This window comes from Pseudomonas protegens, assembly GCF_013407925.2.
Classification (GTDB): Bacteria; Pseudomonadota; Gammaproteobacteria; order Pseudomonadales; family Pseudomonadaceae; genus Aquipseudomonas; species Aquipseudomonas fluorescens_AP.
The window spans coordinates 6,442,450-6,462,214 of sequence record NZ_CP060201.1 but is presented as its reverse complement, the minus strand read 5'-3'; the positions used below and the strand labels follow the sequence as shown (position 1 = coordinate 6,462,214).

General features: G+C 65.2%; 16 protein-coding genes. 7 read left to right on the top strand and 9 right to left on the bottom strand.

Annotated elements, in window-relative coordinates; all coding sequences use genetic code 11:
• The first annotated feature begins 25 nt into the window (after positions 1–25).
• Positions 26–2,080: a phenylacetic acid degradation bifunctional protein PaaZ gene (paaZ, locus tag GGI48_RS29765; RefSeq protein WP_179601553.1), complete on the top strand. Its 2,055-nt coding sequence runs from the start codon at positions 26–28 to the stop codon at positions 2,078–2,080.
• A gap of 205 nt (positions 2,081–2,285) precedes the next feature.
• Entirely contained in the window at positions 2,286–3,788 is a 1,503-nt protein-coding gene (gene nhaB, locus GGI48_RS29760) for a sodium/proton antiporter NhaB (protein ID WP_016963256.1), read from the top strand.
• Between the two features lie 91 nt (positions 3,789–3,879).
• Here nhaB and GGI48_RS29755 read toward each other — a convergent pair whose 3' ends face one another.
• From GGI48_RS29755 to gnd, 3 genes are read right to left on the bottom strand one after another with little or no spacing between them, the layout of a single operon-like run.
• The gene (locus GGI48_RS29755; RefSeq protein ID WP_179601551.1) at positions 3,880–4,701 is read right to left on the bottom strand and encodes a Cof-type HAD-IIB family hydrolase; all 822 of its coding nucleotides are present in this window, start codon (positions 4,699–4,701) and stop codon (positions 3,880–3,882) included.
• Positions 4,698–6,215 carry a glucose-6-phosphate dehydrogenase gene (gene zwf / locus GGI48_RS29750; RefSeq protein WP_016963254.1) on the bottom strand — a complete coding sequence of 506 codons (1,518 nt, stop codon included), beginning with the start codon at positions 6,213–6,215 and terminating at the stop codon, positions 4,698–4,700. The genes GGI48_RS29755 and zwf overlap by 4 nt, the downstream gene beginning before the upstream one ends.
• Positions 6,212–7,192 carry a phosphogluconate dehydrogenase (NAD(+)-dependent, decarboxylating) gene (gene gnd / locus GGI48_RS29745; protein WP_179601548.1) on the bottom strand — a complete coding sequence of 327 codons (981 nt, stop codon included), beginning with the start codon at positions 7,190–7,192 and terminating at the stop codon, positions 6,212–6,214. Before gnd ends, zwf begins: the two co-directional genes overlap by 4 nt.
• A gap of 409 nt (positions 7,193–7,601) precedes the next feature.
• Between gnd and GGI48_RS29740 the strand changes: the two genes are divergently transcribed.
• The 5 genes from GGI48_RS29740 (at position 7,602) to GGI48_RS29720 (ending at position 12,762) form a co-directional block, all read left to right on the top strand.
• Positions 7,602–7,784, top strand: coding sequence for a DUF6026 family protein (locus GGI48_RS29740; protein ID WP_103740442.1), 183 nt, complete (start codon positions 7,602–7,604; stop codon positions 7,782–7,784).
• A gap of 229 nt (positions 7,785–8,013) precedes the next feature.
• Positions 8,014–9,756 (top strand): phosphoethanolamine transferase CptA, encoded by a 1,743-nt coding sequence (locus GGI48_RS29735; protein ID WP_179601546.1) that lies wholly within the window; start codon positions 8,014–8,016, stop codon positions 9,754–9,756.
• A gap of 363 nt (positions 9,757–10,119) precedes the next feature.
• Positions 10,120–10,344 carry a hypothetical protein gene (locus GGI48_RS29730; protein ID WP_016963250.1) on the top strand — a complete coding sequence of 75 codons (225 nt, stop codon included), beginning with the start codon at positions 10,120–10,122 and terminating at the stop codon, positions 10,342–10,344.
• Between the two features lie 319 nt (positions 10,345–10,663).
• Complete coding sequence (locus GGI48_RS29725) at positions 10,664–11,338, top strand: heavy metal response regulator transcription factor (protein WP_179601544.1); 675 nt, start codon at positions 10,664–10,666, stop codon at positions 11,336–11,338.
• On the top strand, positions 11,335–12,762 hold the full coding sequence (locus GGI48_RS29720; protein WP_179601542.1) for a heavy metal sensor histidine kinase: 1,428 nt from the start codon (positions 11,335–11,337) through the stop codon (positions 12,760–12,762). Before GGI48_RS29725 ends, GGI48_RS29720 begins: the two co-directional genes overlap by 4 nt.
• On the opposite strand, the gene chrA is transcribed toward GGI48_RS29720, so the two are convergent.
• The 6 genes from chrA to GGI48_RS29690 all read right to left on the bottom strand — a co-directional run bounded on the left by chrA (position 12,759) and on the right by GGI48_RS29690 (position 19,680).
• Positions 12,759–13,952 carry a chromate efflux transporter gene (gene chrA / locus GGI48_RS29715; RefSeq protein ID WP_179601540.1) on the bottom strand — a complete coding sequence of 398 codons (1,194 nt, stop codon included), beginning with the start codon at positions 13,950–13,952 and terminating at the stop codon, positions 12,759–12,761. The two genes, GGI48_RS29720 and chrA, sit on opposite strands and share 4 nt — an antisense overlap.
• Positions 13,952–14,443, bottom strand: coding sequence for a GNAT family N-acetyltransferase (locus GGI48_RS29710; RefSeq protein WP_179601538.1), 492 nt, complete (start codon positions 14,441–14,443; stop codon positions 13,952–13,954). The genes chrA and GGI48_RS29710 overlap by 1 nt, the downstream gene beginning before the upstream one ends.
• Positions 14,444–14,601: 158 nt before the next feature.
• On the bottom strand, positions 14,602–15,729 hold the full coding sequence (zapE, locus tag GGI48_RS29705) for a cell division protein ZapE (RefSeq protein ID WP_179601536.1): 1,128 nt from the start codon (positions 15,727–15,729) through the stop codon (positions 14,602–14,604).
• A gap of 168 nt (positions 15,730–15,897) precedes the next feature.
• Complete coding sequence (locus GGI48_RS29700; RefSeq protein ID WP_179601534.1) at positions 15,898–16,227, bottom strand: nuclear transport factor 2 family protein; 330 nt, start codon at positions 16,225–16,227, stop codon at positions 15,898–15,900.
• A 52-nt stretch (positions 16,228–16,279) separates the two neighbouring features.
• Entirely contained in the window at positions 16,280–16,996 is a 717-nt protein-coding gene (locus GGI48_RS29695; RefSeq protein ID WP_179601532.1) for a YafY family protein, read from the bottom strand.
• Between the two features lie 206 nt (positions 16,997–17,202).
• Positions 17,203–19,680: a TonB-dependent receptor gene (locus GGI48_RS29690; RefSeq protein ID WP_179602188.1), complete on the bottom strand. Its 2,478-nt coding sequence runs from the start codon at positions 19,678–19,680 to the stop codon at positions 17,203–17,205.
• Positions 19,681–19,765: the final 85 nt, after the last annotated feature.

The following is a 19,765-nucleotide window of genomic DNA, read 5'->3' as shown; positions in this document are numbered from 1 at the left end:
ATTGACCCTTCGGAGCCTTTCTCCCATGCCACAGTCTTCTACCCTGCAAAGCTTTATCGGCGGCCGCTGGATCGGCCAGCACCCGGCCCAGGCCTTGCGCAGCGCCATCGACGGCCATGAAGTGGCGCGCACCCATGAAGAGCCCCTGGACTTTGCCGAGGCCCTGCAACATGGGCGCGTGAACGGTGCGCGGGCCCTGCTGGCCCTGGATTTCCAGGAGCGCGCCCGGCGCCTCAAGGCCCTGGCGCTGTACCTTGGCGAACGCAAGGAACAGCTGTACGCCCTGTCCCACCACAGCGGCGCGACCCGGGCCGACAGCTGGATCGACATAGAGGGCGGCAACAGCACCCTGTTCAGCTACGCCGGGCTTGGCGCCCGCGAGCTGCCCTCGGGCAACCTGCTGCACGAAGGCCCGGCGCAATCCCTGAGCAAGCTCGGCAGCTTTGCCGGCACCCATATCCTGGTGCCCCGGGGCGGCGTGGCGGTGCACATCAACGCCTTCAACTTTCCCATCTGGGGGATGCTGGAAAAGTTCGCCCCGTGCTTTCTCGCCGGCATGCCCTGCATCGTCAAACCGGCCAGCGCCACCAGCTACCTGACCGAGGCCGCGGTACGCCTGATGCATGAATCCGGCCTGTTGCCCGAAGGCAGCCTGCAACTGGTGATCGGCGGCACCGGCGACCTGCTGGATCGCCTGCAAGGCCAGGACCTGGTGACCTTCACCGGCTCGGCGGCCACCGCCGCCACGCTGCGGGCCAACCCCAACCTGATCCGCCACTCGGTGCCCTTCAACGCCGAGGCCGACTCGCTGAACTGCGCGATCCTGGCCCCGGACGTGACCCCGGACGACCCGGAATTCGAGCTGTTCATCAAGGAAGTGGTGCGGGAAATGACGGTCAAGGCCGGACAGAAATGCACCGCCATCCGCCGCGCCATCGTTCCGGCCAGACAGCTGGACGCGGTGACCACAAGCTTGCGCGAGCGCCTGGCGAAGGTGGTGGTCGGCGATCCCTCGGTGGAAGGCGTGCGCATGGGCGCCCTGGCCTCCCACGCGCAACAGCGCGATGTGGCCGAGCGCCTGGACAGCCTGCTGCACAGCAGCGACCTGCTGTTCGGCGCCCGGGACGGCTTCGAGCCCCGGGGCGACAACGTCAGCCAGGGCGCGTTCTTCGCCCCGACCCTGCTGCTGTGCCGTGATCCCCTGGCCCAGGGCGGCGCCCACGATATCGAGGCCTTTGGTCCGGTCAGCAGCCTGATGGCCTACGACGATCTGGATCAGGCCCTGGAGCTGGCCGCCCGTGGCAAGGGCAGCCTGGTGGCCAGCCTGGTGACCAAGGACCCGGGCATCGCCGCCCAGGTCATTCCCCGGGCCGCCAGCTGGCACGGCCGCCTGCTGGTCCTGGACCGCGAGTGCGCCGGCGAATCCACCGGCCACGGCTCGCCCCTGCCGCAACTCAAGCACGGCGGCCCGGGTCGCGCCGGTGGCGGTGAAGAGCTGGGTGGCCTGCGGGCGGTCAAGCACTACCTGCAGCGGGCCGCGGTGCAGGGTTCGCCCAGCATGCTGGCGGCAGTGACCGGTGAACACGTGCGTGGCGCCAAGGTCATCGAAACCGAGGTTCACCCGTTCCGCCGGCACTTCCAGGACCTGCGCATCGGCGAATCCCTGCTGACCCACCGGCGCACTGTGACCGAGGCCGACCTGGTGAACTTCGGCTGCCTGTCGGGGGACCACTTCTATATGCACTTCGACGAGATCGCCGCCAAGGAATCGCAGTTCGGCAAGCGCATTGCCCACGGCTACTTCGTGCTCTCGGCGGCGGCCGGCCTGTTCGTCTCCCCGGGCCCGGGGCCGGTCCTGGCCAACTACGGCCTGGACACCCTGCGCTTCATCAGCCCGGTGGGCATTGGCGACACCCTGCAGGCGCGCCTGACCTGCAAGCGCAAGATCGACCAGGGCAAACAGAGCCCCCAGGGCACGCCGCAAGGGGTGGTGGCCTGGGACGTGGAGGTGACCAACCAGCTGGGTGAACTGGTGGCCAGCTACGACATCCTGACCCTGGTCGCCAAGCGCACACACTGACCGCAGGCGCCGGCTTGCCGGCGAATGGCACCCGCGACGCAGTCGGACTTGGGAACGCCTTCGCCAGCGAGCTGGCTCCTACGAGAGGTGCCGGCGCCTTTGCGGAGGCTTGGGTCGGGCAGATTGTGGCAAAAGATTTCATCAATTCTTGATTCTCAATTCGCCATGCGGCAAGTTGCGCGCTTCTCAACACAAGGAGCAGCCCATGTCCGGCTCAATGGCCCAGGCGTTTGCGCACAATTTTCTCGGCCAGTCCCCACGTTGGTACAAGGCCAGCATCCTCGCCTTCCTGCTGCTCAATCCCCTGCTGTACTTCTGGGTCAGCCCGGCGGCGGCCGGCTGGTGCCTGGTGATCGAGTTCATCTTCACCCTGGCCATGGCCCTCAAATGCTACCCGCTGATGCCCGGGGGCCTGTTGCTGGTGGAGGCGCTGCTGCTGGGCATGGCCACGCCCCAGGCCCTGTATGACGAACTGGTGCACAACTTTCCGGTGATCCTGCTGCTGATGTTCATGGTGGCCGGCATCTATTTCATGAAGGAGTTGCTGCTGTTCCTGTTCTCCCGGCTGCTGCTGGGGGTGCGTTCCAAGGCGCTGCTGGGCTTGCTGTTCTGCTTTCTGTCGGCCTTTCTCTCGGCCTTTCTCGACGCCCTGACCGTCACCGCGGTGATCATCAGCGCCGCCGTGGGCTTCTACTCGGTGTATCACCGGGTGGCTTCCGGCAACGACCCGCGCCAGGACAGCGCCTTTGCCGATGACCAGCATCTGCCGACCCTGCATCACGACGACCTGCAGCAGTTCCGGGCCTTTTTGCGCAGCCTGCTGATGCACGGCGCCGTGGGCACGGCCCTGGGCGGCGTCTGCACCCTGGTGGGTGAACCGCAGAACCTGTTGATCGGCCATGAAATGGGCTGGCACTTCGCCGAGTTCTTCAGCCAGGTGGCGCCGGTGTCGATGCCGGTACTGGCCGCCGGCCTGGTGACCTGCGTGCTGCTGGAGAAACTGCGCTGGTTCGGCTACGGCACCCTGCTGCCGGACAACGTGCGCCGGGTGCTGGCCAACTACGCCGCCGAGGACGATGCCCAGCGCACCTCGCGCCAGCGCGCGGCGCTGCTGGTGCAGGGGCTCGCGGCCTTGATCCTGATTGTCGGCCTGGCCCTGCATGTGGCCGAAGTCGGCCTGATCGGGCTGCTGGTGATCGTGCTGATCACCGCCTTCACCGGGATTACCGATGAGCACCGGCTGGGCAACGCCTTCAAGGACGCCATGCCCTTTACCGCCCTGCTGGTGGTGTTCTTTGCCGTGGTGGCGGTGATTCACCAGCAGCAGCTGTTCGTGCCGCTGATCCAGTGGGTGCTGGCGCTGCCGGCGGAGCAGCAACCGGGCATGCTGTTCATTGCCAACGGCCTGCTGTCGGCCATCAGTGACAACGTGTTCGTCGCCACCATCTACATCACCGAGGTGAAACGGGCCTTCGTCGCCGGACAGATGAGCCGCGAACACTTCGAGACCCTGGCGATCGCCATCAACACCGGGACCAATCTGCCCAGCGTGGCCACGCCCAACGGCCAGGCGGCGTTCCTGTTCCTGCTGACGTCGGCGATTGCGCCGCTGGTGCGCCTGTCCTACGGCCGCATGGTGTGGATGGCCCTGCCCTACACCCTGGTCATGGGCCTGCTGGGCTGGTACGCGGTGAGCTACTGGCTGTAGGCAGCGCCGGCCACGCCCGGAACGGGACGTGGCCGCGCACTTGAATCAGCAAGCTGAGGGCCGTGGCCCGGCGCAACGCCGGCCATGGCCCTCAGCGCATGAGGATGTAGCGCTCGATGGCCTCGGCCGCGCCGTCTTCCTGGTTGCTGCCGGTGATCACGTCGGCCTCGCCCTTGACCTGCTCCGGCGCCTGGCCCATGGCAATCGACAAGCCGGCCCGGCGGAACATCGCCGAATCATTCCCGCCATCCCCCAGCGCCGCCGTGCGCTGCAGCGGCACGCCCAGGTACTCGGCCAGGGTGCTCAGGGCCTGGCCCTTGTCCGCCTCAAGGGCGGTGACATCAAGGAACCTGGGCTGCGAACGGGAAGCCTGGGCCTGCCCCGCGGTGCTGGCGTGCAGGCGCGCCTCCAGCTCCGCCAGCAAGCGATGGTCGCCACTGGCGGCAACGATCTTGTCGATGCGCGGCAGGTACTCCTCGAAACTGTCCACGACTTTCGGCGCATACCCCAGCGCCTGGCGTTCCTGGGGCATCAAGGCGCCATCGAGGTGGCGCAGCAGCCACTCGTTGTCGGCAAACACCCAGGTCTCGATCTGCGGCAACGCTTCGAACAGCAGCAAGGCGGTCACCGCCGCTTGCACGGGAACATGGTGGCGAGCCAGAAAACGGCCATCGGGCCCAACGATGCTGCCGCCGTTGAACCCCGCCGTCGGCAGGTCCACGCCCAGGGCTTCGATCTGCTGCTGCATGGCCCGCGGTGGCCGACCGGTGGCCAGGCTGAACGCCACTCCGGCCTCGCGCAGGGCACGAACCGCGTCGAGGGTACGGGGGCTGATGCTGTGGTCGGGACGCAACAGGGTGCCGTCCATGTCGCTGAGCAGGAACTGGATCGACGACGCCTTGGGCACGCTCATCCCAGGGGCCGCCAGACCCGCCCGTCCCGCGCCAGCAGCGCGTCGCCAGCTGCCGGGCCGTCGGTGCCGGCGGGATAAGGCTGGACACTGGCGTCCTGCTTCCAGGCATCGAGAAAGGGTTGCACCGCGCGCCAGCCGTTCTCGATGTTGTCGGCGCGCTGAAACAGGGTCTGGTCGCCGATCAGGCAGTCATAGATCAGGGTTTCGTAGCCGGTGGACGGCTGCATTTCGAAGAAGTCGCGGTAGGCAAAGCCCAGTTCGATGTTGGCCATGTCCAGGCTCGGCCCGGGCCGCTTGGCCAGCAGGTCGAACCATACGCCCTCGTTGGGCTGGATCTGGATCAGCAGGTAGGTCGGCGACAGGCGTTCGACCTCGGTGTCACGAAATTGCGCATAGGGCGCTGGCTTGAAACAGATGACGATCTCGGTGTCGCGCACGCTCATGCGCTTGCCGGTACGCAGGTAGAACGGCACCCCGACCCAGCGCCAGTTGTCGATCATCACCTTCAGCGCGACATAGGTTTCGGTGTTGCTGTCCGGCGCTACATTGGCCTCCTCGCGATAGCCCGGCACCGGCTTGCCGTCCACCATGGCGGCGCTGTACTGACCGCGCACCGAGTTGGCCCGAGCCTCTTCCACGGACCAGGGGCGGATCGCCCCCACCACCTTGGCCTTCTCGCCGCGCACCGCGTCGGCGCCAAAGGCCGCCGGGGGCTCCATCGCCACCATCGCCAACAGCTGGAACAGGTGATTGGGCACCATGTCCCGCAGGGCGCCGGTGTGTTCATAAAAGCTGCCACGGGTTTCGACCCCGACGGTTTCCGCCGCGGTGATCTGTACGTGGTCGATGTAATGATTGTTCCAGAACGCTTCGAACAGGCTGTTGGAGAACCGGCTGACCAGGATGTTCTGCACGGTTTCCTTGCCCAGGTAATGGTCGATGCGATAGATCTGCTTCTCGCTCATGACCTTGAGCAAACAGGCGTTGAGGGCTTCGGCGGTCTGCAGGTCGGAGCCGAAGGGCTTCTCGATCACCACCCGGCGAAAGCCGTCCTCGCGCTCTTCCAGCAGCCCCGCCGCCCCCAGCCGCCGCACCACTTCACTGAAGAAGCGCGGCGCGGTGGCCAGGTAGAACACCGCGTTGCCAGTGCCGCTGGCGGCAATCCGCGCTGCCAGCTCGACATAGGTGGCGTCGTCGAGGAAATCGCCCTGCACGTAGCTGATGCCACGGGTCAGGCGGGCCCAGACGGCGGCGTCCACGGACGCCCCCTGGCCTTGTTTGCTCAGCACTTCATCGCGAAGGAAGTCTTCCAGCAGGGTGGCGAACTCGGCGTCGCTCACCGCGTTGTGGTCGACGCCGACAATCCGCAGTCCCTCATCCAGCAAGCCGTCGCGGCTCAGGTTGTACAGCGCCGGGGTCAACAGGCGCTTGACCAGATCACCGCGGGCACCGAACAGGAACAGCGTGGTCGGCGGCGCCGGCAACGCCTTGGACTTCTTTCGCGTAGCGGTCATTTCTTACCAGTCTCCACATGGCCGCCAAAGCCGAAGCGCATGGCCGAGAGCAGTTTGTCGCCGTAGGTGCCCTGGCCGCGGGACCGGTAGCGGGAGAACAGCGAGTTGGACAACACCGGCACCGGCACCGCCTGCTCCATGGCCGCCTCGATGGTCCAGCGCCCTTCGCCGCTGTCGGCCACGGAACCGGAAAAGCCCTCGAGCTTCGGATCACCGGCCAGGGCATCGGCGGTCAGGTCCAGCAGCCAGGACGACACCACGCTGCCGCGACGCCAGACTTCGGCGATGTCCGCCACGTTGAGGTCGAAGCGCTGATCCTCCGGCAGGATCTCCGACGACTTGGTCTTGAGGATGTCGAAGCCCTCGGCGAAGGCCTGCATCATCCCGTACTCGATGCCGTTGTGGATCATCTTGACGAAGTGTCCGGCACCGGCGGGACCGGCATGGATGTAGCCGCGCTCGGCGCGGTCGTCCTCGGCGACCCGGTCCTTGGTCCGTGGAATCGAGCCCAGGCCCGGGGCCAGGGCCGCGAACAGCGGATCCAGGCGCAGCACTTCATCGGCATCGCCGCCGATCATCATGCAGTAGCCGCGCTCCAGGCCCCAGACACCGCCGGAGGTGCCGACGTCGATGTATTTCAGGCCCTTTTGCGCCAGATCCCGGGCGCGACGGATGTCGTCCTTATAGTAGGTGTTGCCGCCGTCGATGATCACATCACCCGGCTCCAGCAACTGGCTGAGGGTGTCGATGGTGTCTTCGGTGGGCGCGCCGGCGGGCAGCATGACCCAGACCGCGCGGGGTTTTTCCAGGCCGGCCACCAGGGCCGGCAGATCGGCGACGCCCTTGGCGCCTTCGGCGGCCAGGGTGCTGACGAACTCGGTGTTGCGGTCAAAGACTACGGTTTGGTGCCCATTGAGCATCAGGCGCCGTGCAATGTTACCGCCCATGCGGCCCAGTCCAATAATCCCCAGTTGCATGTGCTGATGCTCCTACTGCAAAAAATTCAGATCAAAAAATGTATAGCCCAATGGGCCGGTACCTACTTCAAGGGGCGCAACTATACAAGGCAAGACGCTCCAAGACAGCGCAATCTTCAGGCATCAGCGCAGTTTTTGCGGTCAACGGCGCCTGACACGTCCCGCCCGGCGCTGATCCGCGTCCCAGCGGGCAGGCAACGCGTGAAGATTAGTCCAGGCACCCGGGACGAAGTTTCGCAGAGACTGGGCGCATCACGACAGAAAACCCCAGGAAGACACGGCGACCGCGAAAAATAAAAAAGTTCCCATTGCCCGAAAAAGAAATAAAATCGCCGCCTGCGAGAGTGCTCCGCGTCAGGCATCGGCAGAGCACAGCATAGTTGAGGCACGCCATTTGCGAGGTGAAGCAATGGGCACAGTACAACCGGCACGACCTGCACAAACCCTTTATGTGACCATTCGTCGCGATGAATGGCGCGAGCTCAAGGAGCAACGCGATCAACTGCAACAAGAGGTCGCACAACTGCGCCGGATGTTGCAGGGCCAGGCTCAAGACGCCGTCGCCGCACTGGACCTTCCCTCCGCCAGCTGAACCCGCCCCTCGACGCAGGCCCGGCCTGCGTTTTTTGTCCGGCGGCGCATCCGCCCAAAGACCGCGCCAGCGGCGGCTAGCCGGACAAAAATCCCACGCCTGCCTCACAAACTTTTCACACTTGCCATTCGATACTCCAGGCCATTGTGGCCGTCTTGTGACAGACGGCCGGCTTCATTTGCGGCGCTTAACGGGCGACCAATGATCTTGGAACGGTGGGGAGCACTGAATGGCTTTGTTCAAACGCAGTAACACGTCTGCGGCAGGTTTCGACTGGATGGGCCTGCTCTGGCTGTTCCTGTTCTTCTGGTATTTCTCCGGCATCACTCAACTGCTGATCCAGCTGACCGACACGTCCGGCTTCGCCGGTTTCCGCCAGGCGTTCTTCATGAGTGCCATCTGGCTGGCGCCGATGCTGCTGTTCCCGGCCCGCACCAAAGTCTTGGCGGCGTTGATCGGCGTGGTGCTCTGGGCCTGTTCCATGGCCAGCCTGGGCTACTTCTTCATCTACCAGCAGGAGTTCTCGCAAAGCGTCATTTTCATCATGTTCGAGTCCAACCCCTCGGAAGCCGCTGAATACCTGACCCAGTACTTTGCCTGGTGGATGGTGGCGGCCTTCCTGGCCCACACCGCCTTCGCCATCTTCCTCTGGACCCGCCTGCGCCCGGTCTACCTGCCCCGGGGCCAGGCCCTGGTCGCCGCCGCGGCGATCCTGGTGGCGATTGTCGGCTACCCCCTGGTCAAGCAGATCTCCCGTGCGGACAACCTGGCCGACGGCCTGGAAAAATTCGAAACCCGCATCGAGCCGGCCGTGCCATGGCAGATGGTGGTCGCCTATCGCCGCTACCGTCAGCAGCTGGACGGCATGCAAGGCATGCTCGACAGCGTCAGCAAGATCCCGCCCCTGACCAACCTCAAGGACAGCATGGCCAACCAGCCGGCCACCCTGGTGCTGGTGATCGGCGAATCCACCAACCGCCAGCGCATGAGCCTCTACGGCTACCCGCGCCAGACCACTCCGGAGCTGGACAAGCTCAAGGACCAGCTGGCGGTGTTCAACAACGTCATCACCCCGCGCCCCTATACCATCGAGGCGTTGCAACAGGTGCTGACCTTCGCCGATGAAGAAAACCCCGATCTCTACCTCAAGACCCCATCCCTGGTCAGCGTGATGAAGCAGGCCGGCTACAAGACCTACTGGATCACCAACCAGCAGACCATGACCAAGCGCAACACCATGCTCACCACCTTCTCCGAACAGGCGGACGAGCAGGTGTACCTGAACAACAACCGCAACCAGAACGCCCGTCAGTACGACGGCGATGTACTGGAGCCCTTCTCCAAGGCCCTGGCCGACAGCGCCCCGCGCAAGTTCATCGTGGTGCACCTGCTGGGCACCCACATGAGCTACCAGTACCGCTACCCGCCGACCTTTGAAAAATTCACCGATCGCCAGGGCGTGCCGGCCGGCGTGCACGACGATCAGGTGCCGACCTACAACAGCTATGACAACGCCGTGCTGTACAACGACTTCGTGGTGTCCAGCCTGATCAAGGACTACGCCAAGACCGACCCCAACGGCTTCCTGCTGTACCTGTCGGACCACGGCGAAGACGTCTTCGACTCCGCCGGGCACGACACCCTGGGACGCAACGAGGGCAAGCCCACCGCGCCGATGTACACCATTCCGTTCCTGGCCTGGGCTTCGCCGAAATGGCGCGAAACCCATGACTGGAACTTTGCGTCCGACCTCAGCCGGCCTTACATCAGCTCCCAGCTGGTGCATACCTGGGCCGACCTGGCGGGCTTGAGCTTCGACCAACTGGACCACAGCCGCAGCCTGGTCAGCGACAGCTTCAAGCCGCGTCCCCTGCTGATTGGCAACCCCTACTCGCGCCAGAGCAAGCCGCTGATCGACTTCAGCCTGATGAAGCCCAAAGCCCCGGCCGACGCTGCCGTGGTGCAGCAGTAAGGCTCCGCCTCGGGGGCCGCCACGGCCCCCGTCCCGCAAGCTCCGGCTTACTGGCGCAAAGGCCATCGCGCCTTGCGCCAACCTCAGCCACGCCTTCTCCGACACGCCGCTACGCAATAGCCCCCTCCCCCGTAGCCGGCTTGCCGGCGAAAGCGCCATCGCCTCTTGCGCCGACCTGACCCACGCCTTGGCCACCGGTTCATGGCCGCCCGCACTTCGCCACGGACACATGTTGTCAAGAATGCAATTGTGCATTCAGGCTGACGTTAACCCTCACTTAATACACTTCGCTGAAACTTGCCCCATCACTTCTTGTACAGGGATGAAACAAGTGACCGAACACTCTTAAGTAGGAAACGCAGTATGAAACTTTCAACTTTGGTATTTAGCGGTTTGATTCTCGCCACTTCCAGCGCAGCCTTTGCCGAAGGCGGAGCCGAGCATATGCAACGCTTCTACGAGAACTTCCGGGTCAATCAGCAGCAAATTCACGGCGATAAAAACCAGAACCTCGCCAAGACCGAGCAAGACAAGGCCGGTACTCACTATTCCGCGCCGGACGCCAAGAAACAACAGCCCGACGCCTGATGCAAGTTCGACGCAGTACCCACTCTGGACATTGTGCTCCTGTGACAGAGATGGACGTTTGGCGCCCTATCGGGCGCCTTTTTTATATCCGCTGAAAAAGACTTCCTGTCACTGGCATGGCCCCTGCATTACAACTTTGTCATTTGCCAGCGTGCTTGTTGCAATTCAATTAGCATGCCTGCGCCCGATCACTCGGCGCTCATCGACTCAACGGCTAATCGTCTGAATCAATTGCATATTTTTATTGACCCTGTAGTGACTACAGGCTTCATCCTCCGCTCATTCGATACTTCCCAAGCACTCTGAAGAGAATCCGATAATGCGCATCCTGGTGGTTGAAGACGAACCCAAAACAGCGGACTACTTGCACCAAGGCCTGAGTGAAAGTGGTTATGTGGTCGACCGCGCCAACAATGGCGTGGACGGCCTGCACCTGATTCAACAACAGCCCTACGAGTTGGTCATCCTGGATATAAACCTGCCGGGCAAAGATGGCTGGCACGTGTTGCAGGATATGCGCGGACAATCTCAGGCACGGGTCATGATGTTGACCGCCCGCGGTCGCCTGGAAGACAAGGTCAAGGGACTGGATATGGGCGCCGATGATTATCTGGTCAAACCCTTTCAGTTTCCCGAGTTGTTGGCGCGAGTGCGTACCCTGATACGCCGTGCCGAACCGGCAGCCCCCTCGCAAGTATTGCAAGTGGCCGATCTGCAACTTGATCCGCGACGTCATCGGGCTTATCGCGGCGATCGGCGTATTGATCTGACCACCAAGGAATTCACCCTGCTGCATGTATTGATGCGCCACTCGGGGGAAGTACTGACCCGCACGCAAATCATTTCCCTGGTCTGGGACATGAACTTCGACTGCGACACCAATGTGGTGGAAGTGTCCATCAGCCGCCTGCGGGCCAAGATCGACGAGGCCCATGAAGTGCGGTTGATCCACACCCTGCGCGGTGTCGGTTATGTGCTGGAAGTGCGCCCATGAAAACCTCGCCCGCGCCCGCCACCCAGAGCAGCCTGTCCATGCGCCTGGGGCTGACCGTCAGCCTGATGGGCGCGGCGCTGGTGCTGCTGCTGGCGATCCTGGCCTACCTGGCCCTGAGCCACGAGCTGGACAACCTGGCGCGCAAGGGCCTGGACAGCAAGCTGGAGCAGATCCGCCACAGCCTGACCAGCGACCTCAAGAGCAGCGATCTGGCCGCCCGCCCCCACTCCCTGCTGGACCTGGTGCTGGGCCACGACAACCTGCAATTGAGCATCCTGGGCAGCGACCCGCTGGCCGAACCCTTGCTCAATGTCGGCGGCGATCTCCGGCAATCCCTGCCCGAAGCCCTGAAGAAGGTGCCCGACAGCGGCTACTTCGACTGGCGCGACCACCGCGGCACTCAGTTGCTGGGCGCCGCCCGAGCGATGAGCCTGCGCAACGGCGAACAGGTGCGGGTGATCCTCAGCCTGGACCGCAGCAACGATCAGGCCCTGCTCAGCGCTTACCTGCGCTCCACGGTGATTGCCCTGCCGCTGTTGTTGCTGCTGATCGGCATCGGCGCCTGGCGCCTGGTGCAGCGCGGCCTGCAGCCCCTGCAGCAGTTCACCCGGGTAGCCGCCAAGGTCACCACCCAGGACCTGACCCATCGCTTGAACCTGGAGCGCCTGCCCCGGGAGCTGGCGGAACTGGGCCAGGGCTTCAACGTCATGCTGCACCGCCTGGATGGCGGGGTGCAGCGCCTGTCGCAGTTCTCCGACGACCTGGCCCATGAACTGCGCTCGCCCATCAGCAACCTGATGGGCAAGGCCCAGGTGACCCTGTCCCGGGAACGTCCAGCGGAGCAATACAAGGCCGTGCTGGAGTCGAGCATCGAGGAACTGGAGCGGGTCACCCGGATCGTCGCCGACATGCTGTTTCTGGCCCAGGTCAGCCAGCCGGCCTCCCAGGCTCGCTTCACCCGGGTATCCCTGGCCGAAGAAGCACGCCGGGTCATGGACCTGTTCGCCCTCAGCGCCGAGGACAAGCAGCTGGCGCTGGAGTTGAGCGGCGACGCCTGGGTGCAGGGGGACCGCCTGATGATCCAGCGGGCGATCTCCAACCTGCTGTCCAACGCCATTCGCCATTGCCCGGAACAGGGACGGATCAGCCTGAGGATCGAACGCCAACTGCAAAACGTCAGCCTGACCGTGGGCAACCCGGGACCGGGCATCGCCGCCTGCCACCTGCCCCATCTGTTCGAGCGCTTCTACCGGGTCGACAGCAGCCGCACCCGGGCCGAAGGCGGGACCGGACTGGGCCTGGCGATCGTTCGCTCGATCATGAACCTGCATCAGGGACACACCGAGGTCACCAGCGATGCACAGCACCTCACCGAGTTCCGCCTGGTGTTTCCCAAGCCCGACCCCGCCTTGCACGAGGCCTAGAGCAGCCAGCCGCCCAGCGCCGCCCCCAGCAGCACCAGGGCCCAGGGCGGCACCCGGCCGCTGCGCAGCAACACCAGGGCCAGCAGCACCGCCAGCAACTCTGCCGGCCCGGTCACGCTGCTGGTCCACAGCGGCTGGTACAGCGCCGCCGCCAGCACCCCCACCACCGCGGCATTGACCCCGGCCAGCGCCGCCTGGATGCGCCGGCGTTGGCGCAAGGTCTGCCAGAACGGCAGCACACCGATCACCAGCAAAAAGCCCGGCAAGAAGATCGCCAGCAGACAGATCAAGGCCCCCGGCCAGCCGTCGATGGCCGCGCCGATGAACGCCGCGACACTGAACAACGGCCCCGGCACCGCCTGGGCGCTGGCATAGCCGGTCATGAACAGGGGATCGCTGATCCAGCCGGACGCCACGACCTGACTCTGCAACAGCGGCAACACCACGTGCCCGCCGCCAAAGACCAGGGCGCCGATGCGATAAAAGCCGTCGAACAGGCGCAGCCAGGTGTTTGGCCACAGCGCCGACAGCCAGGGCAGCACCAGCAACAACAGCGCAGCCAGCGCCAGTAGCAGCCCACCCAGGCGCCGGCTGCCCCAGGGCGCAAGGGCATCGACCTCGCTCCGGGCCGCCGGGGTGATCAGCCAGGTCCCGGCCAGCGCCGCCAGCAGCATCACCAGCAACTGGGCGCCCAGGCCCGGCCAGCGCAGCACCAGCCAGGCGGCCAGCAAGGCAATGGCGATGCGCAAGGCACCGCGACACAGGCTGCGGGCCATGCCCCACAGCGCCAGGGCGACCACGGCGACCGCCACCATTTGCAAGCCCTTGAGCACCCCGGGAGGCACGCCGCTGCCGATGCCCAGCGCCAGCAAGGCCAGCGCCAGCGCCGACGGCAGGGTGAAACCGAGCCAGGCGCACAAGGCACCCGGCAAGCCCGCCCGCGACAGCCCCAGGACAATCCCGACCTTGCTGCTGGCCGGTCCCGGCAGAAACTGGCACAGGGCAACCAGCTCGGCGTAGGCCGCCTCCCCCAGCCAGCGGCGGCGCTGGACGAACTCCTGACGGAAATACCCCAGATGCGCCACCGGCCCACCGAAGGACGTCAGCCCCAGGCGCAGGAACATCAGGAAAATCTGCCAGGGGCTGTCCCGGGTCGCGCTGGGGTCGGAGGCGGGGGTGAGATCGGCCATTACAAGGCTTTACTCCAGAACAGCATGCGGCCATGGGCCGGATCGAGCCTGGCATCGGTGAAACCGCAGGCCTGGTAGGCCGCCTGCGCCCGGGCATTGCCCTCCAGCACCTCGAGGGTGATCTTGCAGCAGCCCCGTTGCCGGGCGATGTCCTCGACCTTCTGCAGCATCCGCTTGCTCAGGCCCTGGCCGCGAAAGCCGTCGAGCACCAGCACATCATGGACATTCACCAGGGGCCGACAGGCAAAGGTGGAAAAGCCTTCGAAGCAGTTCACCAGCCCCACCGGCTGGCCGCCGGCAAAGGCCAGCACACTGAACGCCTGAGGTCGCTTGGCCAGCTCCGCCGGCAATTGCTGGAGCAGGTCCTGCGCCAGGGGCCGACCACCGCCCATGGGGTCCTCGGCATAGTGGTTGAGCAGTACACCTATGGCTTCGGCATGCACCGGATTGCTGTAACTGGCTTGCAGCACCACGACATCGGCAACGTCCATGTTCATCCTCGATCAAGGTATTGGAAGCGAGCGCTCAGGGCTCGGGCGGCCTGAATTGTAGGCCAATGGATTTGACCAAACGAAGAGAGCCCCGCCACTGGCGAGAGAAAAATCCTAAGCAATGGAAACCACTCGCATCAGCCGCAATCATTGCCCTTTCAAGCGCCTGGCTGCCGGGCAAAGCGCTGCAGCTGCATTTCCCGCAGGCGGCTGAGGGTGCGGCGGAAGGCAAACTCCAGGTAGCCCTCGGTGTACAGCTGCTCCATCGGCACCCGGGCCTCCAGGTACAGCGGCACTCCACGGTCGTAGCATTCGTCCACCAGGGCGATGAAGCGCCGCACGCTGTCGTCGTGGATCGACAGTTGCGGCAGCTCCCGATCTCCCGCCACCACCCGCTGGGCCCCGTCCTCGGTGCCCCGGGCAATGCGCCCCGGACGTTGCCGGGCACTGAGATTGGGCACCTCGCTGAGGAGGATGGCGCTGTAGCGGTCGCACAGGGCCATGAAATCCATGGCCGAGAACGGCTGCTCGCAAAGGTCGGCAAAGCGGCACCAGATCACCGTCGTGGCGGCCTTGACCACCCGTACCGGCCGATAGCCGATCAGCAGCGGCTCGCTGGACACCGCCTGCCCGGCACTCAACTGGCGAAACAGCGGTTCCAGGGCGCTGGGCTGGCCCTCGACACTCAGCCAGTAGCGCTGCGCGGCGGCGCCAGGGTGCAAGCGGTGGTCCTGCTCGCCGCCCACCGCCAGCACCTGCAGGTGCCGGCGGATGGCGTCGATGGCCGGCAGGAAGCGCTCGCGGTTGAAGCCATCGGCATACAACTGCTCGGGGGGCTGGTTGGAGGTACAGACCATGACCACCCCCTGTTCGAACATCACCTGGAACAGGCGCCCGAGAATGATCGCATCGCCGATATCGTTGACGTACAGCTCATCGAAACACAGCACCCGCACCTCTGCGGCAAGCTCCCGGGCCAGGGCCTGCAAGGGATCGGCGATGCCGGTGAGCTGGAACGAGCGCTGGTGCACCCAGCCCATGAAGTGATGAAAATGCTGACGCCGGGCCGGCACCCTGAGGCTCTGGTGGAACTGATCCATGAGCCAGGTCTTGCCACGCCCGACCGCGCCCCACAGATAGACCCCCTGCACCGGCTTGCGCCCCTGATGCAGCGCCTCGTGACACTCTTGCAAGGCCTGCACCGCACGCGCCTGGGCCGGATCGGCGACAAAGCCGTCCTGCTCCAGGGCATGCCGGTAGGCGCTCATGGGCGAATCGAATGGCATGGGCCGCAGGCCTCCTGGCAAAGAGCCGCAGTATGCCACCACCCGCCGCTCCAGGCCTGATCCGTGGCCGCCGCGCCCGCGAGGCTGCGCAATGACTGCCGGATCTTGCGGGCGTTCCCAGGACCCTTGCGCCCTGCGTGCCGTTCGCAGCCTGCGGCAGCGGCTAGATCAGCGCGAGATGTCCAGGCGCTCGATCCGGCCCTGGGCATCCAGGCGGAAGGTGTGACGCAAGACCTGGGGGCTGCCGGGGAAATCACCGCACACCCGGCTGTCGAGCAAGATTTTCCCGGTGCGCCGCTGAACCCCGAGGACTTCCAGGCGACGCGCGCCCGCGCCCATCCAGCGGGCAATCTGCTGCGGGCCCACGCAGTGCTCACGCTCATCGAAAATCTGCGCCCGGGCGGTGAAGATCGACGCCGCCACGCTGCTGTCGCCGCGGTTCACCGCGGCGACATAAGCGACGATGGCCAGGGCCAGGAAAGGGTCGGTGGTCGACATGACAAAAGCTCCTTGCTGTTGAACGAGGACGCCATGCTAAAGCGCCCTTGCGTCATTTCCTGTCAGCAGTGAATCGGCCCTGATCGTCTCCCTGCAGGCCCTTGCGCCAGGCCCGCAGCCAGTCGCTGCGCCGCCCCGGATACAACTGGCCCTGCTCCTGGGCCGCGGCGATGCGATCGGTGCGAAAGGTCCGGTAATCGCCCCGCAGCTCGCACCAGGCGACGATCACCCGGGCCTCATTGAGAAAGCCCAGGGCCAGCGGCCAGATCAGCCGCTGGCTGGGGTTGCGGTTGACGTCGGCATAGTCGATCAGCAGCTTGGCCTGATGGCGGATCGCCTGGCGGAACACGTTCAACGACACGCGGTTGTCGGGAAAGCCCCAGCCGGCGGGTCCCGGCAGCAAGGTCGGGTTGCGCAGCGCATCCTGGGCTGCCGGAGCCAGCACGGCGGCGATCTTGGCCATGGCATCGGCGGCCGCCTTGCTCAATACCTCGTCACCGCGCTGATCGACATAGCGCAAGCCCAGGACCACGGCCTCGGTTTCATCGGCATTGAGCATCAACGGCGGCAGGAACAGCCCGCTGCGCAACACATAGCCGATGCCGGCCTCGCCGTAGATCGGCGCGCCGAGGGAGGTCAGCTCGGCAATGTCGCGGTACAGGGTGCGCTCGGACACCTCCAGCTCCGCCGCCAGAGTGGCGGCGGTCACCGGACGGCTCTTGCCGCGCAGCATCTGCAACAGGGTGAGTAAACGACTGGCTCGCGACACGCAGGTGCACTCCGGAAAAAACACCGGCGCAGACTACCAGAGCCTCCTGACAGTTTCTGTCAGGAGGCTGAGTACTGGCGGGAGATTATGTAGCCGCTGCCGCAGGCTGCGAACGACCCGCAGGGTCGCAGAATCCTGGTGCCCTCCAAGGTGTCCGGCCGGGAATTGCCAAGCCTCGCCGGCGCTCGGCAGCGGCTACAGCAACATCAGTAGGCCATGGTCCAGGTCAGGGTGTAGGTGCGGCCCCGGCCCTGGTAGTCGTAGAGGTAGTCCGGGCCGTAGGTCGGCGAGTAGAACAGCTTGGCGCGCTGGCCCCAGACGGTGCTGTACTGTTTGTCCAGCAGGTTCTGGATACCGCCGCTGAAGGTGCCGAACGCGGTGTCGTGGCTGCCCAGCAGGTCGAAGGTGGTGTAGCCGTCGATGGTGTTGGGCGCGTCGACGCTGTGGGTGGCGTCGATCTGCTTGACCGCGTCGTCCTTAAGGGTAAAGGCATGGTTGCCCTGCAGGCGCACGCTGCTGCTGTCGCCCTTCCAGCCGACGAAGGCGGTGAGCTTGGACAGCGAGGCATACCGCGCATCACGCTTCTGCCAGCCGCCGTTCTTGCCCTCCTCCTCGGAACGCACCGCGTGCAGGGTGCCGCCCAACTCCCAGCCGCTCGGCAAATGCCGGGTCAGGGCGCTCTCGAAACCATAGTCGCGGCTCTTCTGGTCCTTGACGTCGATGGTCAGGGTGGCCTGGTCGGTGGTGATCACCTTGTCCGACCAGATGTAGTACAGCGCCGCCTGGGCGTCCCAGTCGCTATCAAAGAAGCGCCAGCCGGTTTCCACCTGGCGGCTCTTGATCCCGGCCAGCGGGTTGTCGTCCACGCTCAGCCCCGGCTTGCCGTAGAACTTGGCCGGGTCCGGCAGATCGAAGCCCTCGCCGTAGTTGACCCACAGCTGATGGCCGTTCTTGAAGTCGTAGATGCTGCCCAGGTTGTAGAGGTTGACCGCATAGTCGTTGCTGCCGCCGGGCACGTTCTTGAACTGGCCGACATCCACGTCCATCTGCTGGCGCCGGTAGCCGCCGGATACCGTCAGGTGGTCGGTGGCGTGCCAGTCCAGCTGGGCGTAGCCGGACAGGCCATCGACCCGGTAGCTGGGATAGCGCGGCGCCTTGCTCTGGGTCACCAGGTCGAGGCCGCCACTGCCCGAGGAAATGCCCTGGTCGAAAGTGCTCTGCTCGGCGTTGAAGCGCTCGCGGTCCAGGTCCACGCCGTAGGTCAGCTTGAACGCCTCGAACTCCTTGGCGAACAGCGCCTTGAGGCTGGTGACCTCGAAGTTCTGCTGCGAGGCGGCGAAGTACACGCCCTTGGAGCCGGCCGGGCTGCCGCTGTTGTAGTAAGGGAACGGGAAGAAGTTGTCGTCTTCCTTGCGGTACGAGGCCTGCAGGTAGAAATCCTGGCCGAGCACGTCGCTGTGGTGGTAGTTGGCGTTGAGCAGCAGGCGCTTGGTGCGCGGCTCCAGGTCGGTGGAATAGCCGCCGCGCAGCTCGGCGTCCTCCAGGTTGGACGGCGCCTTGTACCTGAGGTTGGGAAAGTAGATCCCGGTGCTGCCGTGGTTGCCGGAGTCGTAGTACTGGGCCAGCAGGTCCAGGCTCTGCTCCTCGTTGAACTGCAGGGCCAGGCTGCCCATCAGGTCCAGGGTACGGTTGTACTGCAGGTCGGTCTGGGTGTTGTCGATAAAGATCTGCTGGCCGGCACCGTCATAGAACGCCTGGTTCTGCTCCCCCGCCACTGCCAGCCGGCCGCTGATGGCCTCGTTGCCGCCACTCACCGATTGGGCGATGCGAGTGGTCAGGTCGTCGCTGTTGTTGAAGCCGCTGCTGGCCCCCAGCTGTGTCTCGAAGCGCGCCGGGCCCGGCTCGCCTTTCTTGGTGACGATGTTGATGATGCCGCCGGTGGCGCCGCCGCCGTAGATGGCGCTGGCCCCGGACAGCACTTCAACCCGCTCGACGTTGAACGGCGAAATACTGTCGAACTGCCGGGACAGGCCCCGGGAGCTGTTCTGGCTGACCCCGTCGATCATCACCAGGACGTTGCGCCCGCGCATGTTCTGGCCGTAGTTGGTGCGCCCTTCCGGGGCCAGGTCGAGGCCCGGCACCAGCTTGCCGATGGCCTCCTTGAGGCTGACCCCGGTGCTCAACTGTTCCCGTAGCTGGCTCTGCTCCACCACCCACACCGTGCCGGGAATCTCGCTGATGGCGGCGCTGGTGCGCGACGCCACGCTGACCTGGGTCGGCTTGAGATCCAGGCTCGCAGCCGGAGCCGCCGCGCGGCGCAGGATCACCGTGCGGCCGTCGCTGAACGACCAGCTCATGCCACTGCCGGCCAGCAGGCTCTGCAGGGCCTGGGCCACCGTGAGCTCGCCGTCGAGCGCGGTGGATCGCAGGCCCGCGACATCGCTGGTGGTGTACAGCAGGCGCAGCTCGGCCTGATCGGCGAAGCGGGTCAGCGCCTGATCCAGGGGCTGGGCCGGCAGGTTCAGCAAGACCCGCCGTTCCTCGGCACTGCCGGCCTGCGTGAGCGTGGCGGCCTCCTCGGCCAGCGCCAGAACCGGGCTCAAGGCCCCGGCGAACAGCGCCTGGGCCAGTAATGTGCGGCGCATGATCTGGTGGCCGCGCCCCAGTGTCGACAGCTTGAACATAGCTTTCACGTGTTCCTTCCCAGCCGGTTGAAATGACGTCAATGAGAATGATTGTCTTCTCAGTCTCACTACGACGATTTCCCGT

Coding starts and splice junctions, on each gene's coding strand:
- paaZ (WP_179601553.1), top strand. CDS start 26: ATGCCACAGTCTTCTACCCTGCAAAGCTTTATCGGCGGCCGCTGGATC.
- nhaB (WP_016963256.1), top strand. CDS start 2,286: ATGTCCGGCTCAATGGCCCAGGCGTTTGCGCACAATTTTCTCGGCCAG.
- GGI48_RS29755 (WP_179601551.1), bottom strand. CDS start 4,701: ATGAGCGTGCCCAAGGCGTCGTCGATCCAGTTCCTGCTCAGCGACATG.
- zwf (WP_016963254.1), bottom strand. CDS start 6,215: ATGACCGCTACGCGAAAGAAGTCCAAGGCGTTGCCGGCGCCGCCGACC.
- gnd (WP_179601548.1), bottom strand. CDS start 7,192: ATGCAACTGGGGATTATTGGACTGGGCCGCATGGGCGGTAACATTGCA.
- GGI48_RS29740 (WP_103740442.1), top strand. CDS start 7,602: ATGGGCACAGTACAACCGGCACGACCTGCACAAACCCTTTATGTGACC.
- GGI48_RS29735 (WP_179601546.1), top strand. CDS start 8,014: ATGGCTTTGTTCAAACGCAGTAACACGTCTGCGGCAGGTTTCGACTGG.
- GGI48_RS29730 (WP_016963250.1), top strand. CDS start 10,120: ATGAAACTTTCAACTTTGGTATTTAGCGGTTTGATTCTCGCCACTTCC.
- GGI48_RS29725 (WP_179601544.1), top strand. CDS start 10,664: ATGCGCATCCTGGTGGTTGAAGACGAACCCAAAACAGCGGACTACTTG.
- GGI48_RS29720 (WP_179601542.1), top strand. CDS start 11,335: ATGAAAACCTCGCCCGCGCCCGCCACCCAGAGCAGCCTGTCCATGCGC.
- chrA (WP_179601540.1), bottom strand. CDS start 13,952: ATGGCCGATCTCACCCCCGCCTCCGACCCCAGCGCGACCCGGGACAGC.
- GGI48_RS29710 (WP_179601538.1), bottom strand. CDS start 14,443: ATGGACGTTGCCGATGTCGTGGTGCTGCAAGCCAGTTACAGCAATCCG.
- zapE (WP_179601536.1), bottom strand. CDS start 15,729: ATGCCATTCGATTCGCCCATGAGCGCCTACCGGCATGCCCTGGAGCAG.
- GGI48_RS29700 (WP_179601534.1), bottom strand. CDS start 16,227: ATGTCGACCACCGACCCTTTCCTGGCCCTGGCCATCGTCGCTTATGTC.
- GGI48_RS29690 (WP_179602188.1), bottom strand. CDS start 19,680: ATGTTCAAGCTGTCGACACTGGGGCGCGGCCACCAGATCATGCGCCGC.